The sequence below is a fragment of the Actinomadura rubrisoli genome, assembly GCF_004349215.1.
GTDB classification, from domain to species: Bacteria; Actinomycetota; Actinomycetes; order Streptosporangiales; family Streptosporangiaceae; genus Spirillospora; species Spirillospora rubrisoli.
In genome coordinates, this window is the sequence record NZ_SMKU01000531.1 from 1 (window position 1) to 4,294 (window position 4,294).

Consider the following 4,294-nt stretch of genomic DNA (forward strand, 5'->3'; position numbering starts at 1 on the left):
GGGCCGGTCGGGGGAGAGGGGGCAGATGGCGGGGCCGCTGCCGTCCAGGGCGGCGGCGAGCGCCCGGAACAGCCGGGGGCCCGGCGGGAGCACGACGGCGTGCAGGCGGCGATCCATGATCTCATCAGCGTAGACGACCCCGCTGAACGCGTTCAAACGCGGGCGCGGTTGAATGGGTCACGCCCGCCGCGACGTCCGGCGGGAGGCGGCCGCCGACGGGAGAGGAAGACATGGTCTCGGAGCTGTTCGACGCGGACGCGTGGAAAGAGGTCGAGGGGGTCGGGTTCACCGACATCACCTACCACCGGGCCGTCGAGCATGGGACGGTTCGGGTGGCGTTCAATCGGCCTGAGGTGCGCAACGCGTTCCGTCCGCACACGGTGGACGAGCTGTACCGGGCGCTGGACCACGCGCGGATGTCCAGCGACGTCGGGTGCGTGCTGCTGACGGGGAACGGGCCGTCGCCCAAGGACGGCGGCTGGGCGTTCTGCTCCGGCGGCGACCAGCGGATCCGCGGCAAGGACGGCTACAAGTACGCCGAAGGCGAGACCTCCGACACGATCGATCCGGCGCGGGCGGGGCGGCTGCACATCCTGGAGGTGCAGCGGCTGATCCGGTTCATGGGCAAGGTCGTCATCTGCGTGGTGCCGGGCTGGGCCGCGGGCGGCGGGCACAGCCTGCACGTGGTCTGCGACCTGACGCTCGCGAGCCGCGAGCACGCCCGCTTCAAGCAGACCGACGCGGACGTGGCGAGCTTCGACGGCGGGTTCGGGTCGGCGTACCTGGCCCGGCAGGTCGGGCAGAAGTTCGCCCGGGAGATCTTCTTCCTGGGGGAGACCTACGACGCCGAGGCCGCGCACCGGATGGGCATGGTCAACGCCGTCGTCCCGCACGCCGAGTTGGAGGCGACGGCGCTGGAGTGGGCCCGCAAGGTCAACGGCAAGAGCCCGACGGCGCAGCGGATGCTGAAGTTCGCCTTCAACCTCGTCGACGACGGGCTGGTGGGGCAGCAGGTGTTCGCCGGGGAGGCGACGCGGCTGGCCTACGGGACCGAGGAGGCCGCCGAGGGACGGGACTCCTTCCTGGACAAGCGCGACCCCGATTGGTCGCGTTTCCCGTGGTACTACTAAGTGCACGGGAGTCAGATTCGCCCAACTCCGGTCTCGACGCCTCGGTTAAGTTGACCTGGTGTTTCTCTGCCTTCAACGAAGTGATCTCCCTCGGGCTCTCAGCTTGGGAGCCCGAGGGGAGCCCGGCGGTGTCGGGCGAGCCGACCGCGACGGCTCGTGGCACCAGCGCCGCGGCTGCCTCGGCCGCCTCCCGGGCGACGTCCGGCAGCACACTGGTGTAGACGTCCGCGGTCAACGTCATCGAGGAGTGCCGTAGCTGCGCCTGGACCAGCTTCATCTCGACGCCGGCCGCCAGCATCAGGGTCGCCGCGCCATGGCGGAGGTCATGCAGCCGGATCGGCGGAAGGCCGGCCTGGAACGCGATCGCCTGGAACTCTGCGGACACGTGATCGGGATGCAATGGTTCTCCGTTCTCCCGGGTGAACACTTTCCCCGACTGCACCCACGCCTCCCGGCCCCACGCCAACTTCTCCTGCTTCTGCTGGTGGCGCCACTGCCGCAGAACTTGGGCTGTGGCCGTGTCGATGGGGATGGTGTCCTTGCTGTCCTCGGTCTTGAGGTCAGTCTCCTCCACGTCGGAGTAGGTGATGTGGACGATTTGAACGCGGAACGAAACTTCGCGCTTGTCGAGGTCCACGTCCGGCCATTCGAGGCCGCACGCCTCGCCGCGGCGGATCCCGGCGAAGGCCATGAGGTGGTAGAGCGCGTAGAGCCGGAACTTGGTAGCCCGGTCGAGGAACAGCCCGGTCTGCTCGGGAGCCCATACCATCACCGTGGAGGGGCGCGGCAGGGCCCGCCAGGTCTTGAACGCCCGGGTGGTTCGGCTGCCTGCGGGCTCGCCCGCTGCGGCAAGGGCCTGGGTGTAGGTGTCCTGCCAGGTGGTGACCCGGTCCGGGCTCCACACCAGCGGCTTGGAGCCTCTGCCGCGGGACATGCGGATCAGCTTGGCCACGTTGGTGGCCGTGTGTCCCTGCTGAACAGCCTCGGTCAGGGCGCTACGCAAGGTCGCGCGAACCTGCCGTTTCGTCGACGTCCCGGCGGGGCGTCGAGGCGGCGGTAGTTCGGCGATCTGGGCGAGGGCGGCATCACGGGCGGCGGTATCGCCGGCCTGCCGCGCCTCCCACACGGCCTGCCGCAGCGCGCGGCGCTGGTTCGCCTCGGCCTTGATGTGGGTGTTCTCGGCATCGATCGCGTCGAACAGGCCGATCAGATGCCGGACCTGCAGCCTGTCCACCTCGATGTGCCCAAGGTGGGGCTTGAGGTAGCGGCGGATATGGGTCTGGTAGGTGCGGCGGGTGGAGCGGGCGAGATCGCGGTTGTTGGTGAGCCATTCGTCGAGGAACTCCGCGATGGTGATCTTGGATTGGGCGTTGCCGCCGCGGGCTTCCTTGGCCTTGGCCTCGTCCATCGCCGCCGAGGCGTCGGTCTCGCTGCCGAAGCCACCGCGGCGCAGTGTCCGCCGTTTCCCGCCTGGGCCTGGCTCCAGCTCAAGGCGGAAGTACCAGGTGCCGTGGCGTGGATTCCAGGACTGGTCCTTGCGGCGCAGGCGCGGGCAGTCCTTGCCCAGTTCCCTGCCGTCGGCGCCGCGGCACTTACACCGCTTGTAGGTTGAACCCTTCACTCGGCGCCTCCCTGATCGAACCGCTCCCCAAAGGTGAGCTGGCGGAGCCTGGACAGCGCCTCTTCCTCAGAGAGCCCATCGAGGACCCCCGCGTCAACCTGCGCCATGAGGCGCTGCCCCCAGCGGAGCATCTCATCCAGCAGCCGTCGCCGCTCGTCGCCACTGGTGGAGTCCATGCGCTGATCGAAGTGTTCCTCTCCGGCGGCCTGGACGAGCTTGACGATCCGAGTGACGAGCCCCGCCGCCTCACGGTCGAGTGCCTCCCGCTGCTGCTGGAGCTCGTCGAGACGGTCCAGTTCCGCCCGCAGTTCGCTGTCCCATACCGCTTCCAGCGGGATGAGCACTTCGTCGAACGGGACGCCGAAGACCTTGGCGAACCCGATGGCGTCGTCCACGCTGATGGAGCGGCGTTTACCGTCCTTCGGGCTGACGATCTTCGACACCGATGACTGGTGGAAGGGGTGGCCGGCGTCGGTCATCTCCTTGGCCATGCGTTCTTGTGACCAGCCGCGCCGGCGCATCTCCCAGGAGATGCGGCGTGCGATGTTGTCCTCGCTCAGGAGGATCGATCCGAACTGGCCTCGGCTGGCATCGCCTGACACTGCCTACCTCCATTCGCCTTGAATGGACTCTACTCGCATCCTGATTGATCGCGCTACCCGCCTGTGTCATTCTGTTCGCGGGCGCTATCCATCCATACAGAATGACTGCGCCTGACATGATGTGACATCCCTGAGAGGGCGCCCCCTGATGAGTGAGACCCCCAAGGCCGGTCCCAAGGCCGCCCCGCTGACCGTTACCGAGGTCCTCAGCTTGCCCGTCAGCGTGGACATCGTGACCGCTGGCCGGTGCTTCGGCATCGGCCGCACCAAATCCCACGAACTCGCCCGAACCGGGGAGTTCCCCTGCGACGTTCTACGGCTGGGCGTCAAGTACCGGGTGACGCGCGCTGAGCTGCTCCGGGTTCTTGGCATTGAAACGGCCGCGGGGGAGCGAGTCTGACGGCGGAGGAGCAGGTGTTGGCTGTGCGGCGATAGCCGACCCTTACGGCCGAGGATCTGGCTCCGCCGGCTGCTGGTTGAGGTGCCGCGGCCGCGAGGTGATCGGCTGAGGCTTCTTGCTGGGCTTCGCGGATGGGCGCGGCTTCGCGGTTCGCCGCGGTTGCAGGAGCCGTTCGAGCGGACCTGTGGGGACGGCTGACAGCGCGGGGTCGACTCCTGGTGTGTGGGGCGTCGCAGGAGCCTTGCCGGTTGTCTGGGTGGTAGCCGGGGCCCGGGTCGGCGAGGGTTCTGGTGACGGCGAGGCAGGTTGCGGCTGGACCGTGCGAGCTGGTGGCGCTGGCCGTGCAGGGAGCGGGGCAGGGGCTGTGTCGCGGGTCGCGGGTGTGTCTAGCGGCAGCATGGGCGTGAATGTGCGCGGCGGCTGGGGTGTAGCCCATTCGCCTGGTTGATGCACGTGCGCGTCCGGGACCGAGGTCGGCGCGGGCCGCCACACGTCCCCGGTGGGGAGACGCGCTTCGGTGGTGGGGATCACTGGGCGGGGG

3 protein-coding genes and 1 pseudogene are annotated in these 4,294 nt (G+C 68.8%); 2 read left to right on the forward strand and 2 right to left on the reverse strand.

The window, feature by feature from the left end; translation table 11 throughout:
* The first annotated feature begins 230 nt into the window (after positions 1–230).
* On the forward strand, positions 231–1,130 hold the full coding sequence (locus tag E1298_RS50970) for a 1,4-dihydroxy-2-naphthoyl-CoA synthase (RefSeq protein ID WP_131903440.1): 900 nt from the start codon (positions 231–233) through the stop codon (positions 1,128–1,130).
* A gap of 220 nt (positions 1,131–1,350) precedes the next feature.
* On the opposite strand, the pseudogene E1298_RS44690 reads toward E1298_RS50970, so the two are convergent.
* Together E1298_RS44690 and E1298_RS44695 are read right to left on the reverse strand one after the other, a co-directional pair.
* A pseudogene (locus E1298_RS44690) lies at positions 1,351–2,538 on the reverse strand (tyrosine-type recombinase/integrase); the annotation flags it as partial.
* Between the two features lie 209 nt (positions 2,539–2,747).
* Positions 2,748–3,353, reverse strand: a complete 606-nt coding sequence (locus E1298_RS44695) for a helix-turn-helix domain-containing protein (protein ID WP_131903442.1) — start codon at positions 3,351–3,353, stop codon at positions 2,748–2,750.
* Positions 3,354–3,501: 148 nt separating this feature from the next.
* Between E1298_RS44695 and E1298_RS44700 the strand changes: the two genes are divergently transcribed.
* Positions 3,502–3,753, forward strand: a complete 252-nt coding sequence (locus E1298_RS44700; protein WP_207945230.1) for a DNA-binding protein — start codon at positions 3,502–3,504, stop codon at positions 3,751–3,753.
* Positions 3,754–4,294: the final 541 nt, after the last annotated feature.

Coding starts and splice junctions, on each gene's coding strand:
- E1298_RS50970 (WP_131903440.1), top strand. CDS start 231: ATGGTCTCGGAGCTGTTCGACGCGGACGCGTGGAAAGAGGTCGAGGGG.
- E1298_RS44700 (WP_207945230.1), top strand. CDS start 3,502: ATGAGTGAGACCCCCAAGGCCGGTCCCAAGGCCGCCCCGCTGACCGTT.